Source organism: Amycolatopsis sp. NPDC059027 (assembly GCF_042739735.1).
Classification (GTDB): Bacteria; Actinomycetota; Actinomycetes; order Mycobacteriales; family Pseudonocardiaceae; genus Amycolatopsis.
In genome coordinates, this window is sequence record NZ_JBHYIK010000045.1 from 1 (window position 1) to 2,637 (window position 2,637).

Annotated in this window: 2 protein-coding genes and 1 pseudogene; 2 read left to right on the forward strand and 1 reads right to left on the reverse strand. The window is 71.6% G+C overall.

All coding sequences use genetic code 11. The annotated features are described in order from the left end of the window. Positions 1 to 1,080: pseudogene (locus ACFWY9_RS28095) on the reverse strand (hypothetical protein); the annotation flags it as partial. Between the two features lie 222 nt (positions 1,081 to 1,302). Here ACFWY9_RS28095 and ACFWY9_RS28100 point away from each other — a divergent pair. Continuing rightward, the gene (locus tag ACFWY9_RS28100) at positions 1,303 to 1,803 is read left to right on the forward strand and encodes an RNA polymerase sigma factor (RefSeq protein ID WP_378331609.1); all 501 of its coding nucleotides are present in this window, start codon (positions 1,303 to 1,305) and stop codon (positions 1,801 to 1,803) included. Between the two features lie 106 nt (positions 1,804 to 1,909). Then, positions 1,910 to 2,524 (forward strand): CHAP domain-containing protein, encoded by a 615-nt coding sequence (locus ACFWY9_RS28105; protein WP_378340289.1) that lies wholly within the window; start codon positions 1,910 to 1,912, stop codon positions 2,522 to 2,524. Positions 2,525 to 2,637: the final 113 nt, after the last annotated feature.

The window sequence follows — 2,637 nt, forward strand, 5'->3', positions numbered from 1 at the left end:
AGCCCCCACGCCCCCCCCCCCCACCCCCCGCGGCGGCGGGGGGGGGGGGCGCCGGGGGCCCCGCCCCGCGCCCCCCCCCCCCCCCACGCCCGGCGCGCTCGCGATCGCCGTCGGCGCGCCCGCCGGTGCGACGGACGAGGAACCCGAGGCGAGGAGGCCGGTCGTGGTGCCGGCGACACCCACCGCACCGACGATCAGCGCGGCGGTGCGGGGGCCGACCCGGCGGCCGCGTCCGGCGAGCAGGTCCGGCCCGACCGGCCCACCGCCCTGTCCGTCCTCTTCGGACAGATCGAAGGCGGAAAACCATTCGGCCGCCTGGGCGGCCGTGGGCCGGTGCTGCGGATCGACGGCCACGCCCGCTTGGAGCAGCGTGAGCAGTTCCGGTGGTACCGCGGGGGATTCGGGAAGCGGCGCGGTCCTCGCCCGCAGATCGAGCGGCGCGTCGTGCCATGGCGGGGTGCCGCCGAGCGCGACGTACGTCGTCACGGCCAGGCCGTACACGTCGCCCGCTTCGCTCGGTAGCGCTGTACCGGCTACTGCCGCGGCGACAGACTCGGGTGGCGTGTACATGTCGGGCTCCGCCGAGACGGCCAGGCCGGGAGCGGTGGCGTCGAAGCCCGCCAGCACGGCGTCGCCGTCCAGGACGAGGACGGCCGAGGGCTGGACCGTCCCGTGCACCACTCCGGATTCATGCGCGGCCGCCAGCGCCTCGGCGAGGGCGATGCCGTAGCGCGCGGCCTCGCGCGGGGGCAGCGAGCCGTCGGTGAGCAGCCGGTCCGCCAGGACTTCGCCGGTCCCGGCGATCAGGAACGGCCGCGAGTCGCCGGTGATCCCCGAACCGAGGATCTCGGCCACACGCGGATCTTCCGCGGCGAGAGCCAGTTTGGCGGCCCACGCGGTGAACTCCGTTCGTACTTCGTCCGGTACCGATGATTTCCCGACCGTCAGAACCGCTTCGCGTGCTTCCGGGCCGCCGATGAGGTAGGTGGTCGCGGCGGCGTCGTCGTCGAGTTCTTCGAGGATGGAGAAATCCGCCGGCAACGCCTCGCCGTAGTCCGCCCGCACTGGTGCCCCCACCATCCGACTCCGCCGCGAAGAACGCGGACCGTGACCGCTCAACCGCTAGTCGGAACGGTGCGGAGTTCGTTACAAGATCGGAAAACGCGCGTGCGCCGGCGGATCACCCGTGCCGGGTTCCACCCGATCGAGTGAGGGCCTGGACGGTGCGCGATAGGGCAGGCTGGGGGGTGCCGGTACGAGGGGGCGGGTACCGGAATCCACCGGGGAGGGGTGGCGTTTCGCGTGGTTGACGACGAATTCGACCGGGTGTTCCTGGCGGTTTCGCAGCGGCTTTTCGCGCGGGTCGCGGCATTGGTCGGATCCCGGCACCGGGCCGATGACCTGGTCCACGACGTGTATGTGCGGCTCAAGAGCGCCGGGCGCCGGCGTGACCGGTTCCTCGGCCACGCGAACCCGTACGGCTACGCGCTGGCGACCGCGGTCAACCTTGCCCGCGGTGGCTGGCGTTCGGACCGGCGGCTGGTCCCGCTGGAGCGGGCGGCACCGGCCACCTGCGACGGTGACCTGCCCGCCGTGGACTCGTGGGACAGGGTGGCCTGTCTGCTGGACTCCCTCACCGGCAAGGAAAAAGCCGTGGTGATGCTCGTCGACCTCGACGGCCACACCCTGGAGGAGGCGGCCGCGCTGTTGCGCGTCCACAAGGGAACCGTGCAGCGCAACCGGGAACGAGCGCTGGCGAAGCTTCAGGGCAGGCTCCGCGCTCTCGCTGCGGCAAACGGGTGAACATCGCCCGTTCTCGCCGCCGCGCTCATGCGTGACCGGGCCCGCAGGCATGTCTCCCGTGAACGCGGTCGCCCGGCAGGCGGCCGTTCGAGGGAGGGAAACCGTTGTGAAAACGAAGAAACTGCGACTGGGATTGTCGTCGTTGGTGGCGGCACTGCTGCTACCGCTGTTCGCCGGTGGCGCCACCGGCGTCGCGCAGGCCGCCGCCGCGCCGTCGATCGCCGCCACGGAATCCACTGTGGACACGACGATCGACACGCTGGCGGTCAACCGCCAGCTGATCGTGAACACCGCACTCAAGGAGGTCGGCGTGAAACCGCCCGCCTGCGGCAAGTACGGTCCCTGCGCGAAGTACGACTGGTGCGCGATGTTCGTCGAGTGGGTGTGGAAGCAGGCGAAGGTGTCGCCGGTGCCGACCACCTGGGTGGCCCGCGGCGTCGGCAAATGGGGTGTCCAGCACAAGCTCTTCAAACCGCGGCCCGCCGGCGAGCTCGGCGATCCGGTTCCGGGTGACCTGGTGATCTACGGTCCGCCGGACGGCGTGGTCGGCGGGCACGTGTCGGTCGTGGTCGCGGTGGACCGCGCGCACGGCACGATCGACACCGTGGACGGCAACTTCGGCAACAAGGTCGCCCACCGCAAGCACCTCGTCGCGACCAAGGTCACGGCGGGCGCCAAGAAGGTGCACATCTCGGGGTATGTGAAACCACCGGGTGCGTGACCTCGACGGGCACGCACGGTCCGTGTTGGCCAGCGATCAAGCGGTGGGGCCCGGGTCGGAGGCAATTAAGGGGCACAGTGTCACCACGAGCACTAAAAGGGGGGGGTGGGGGT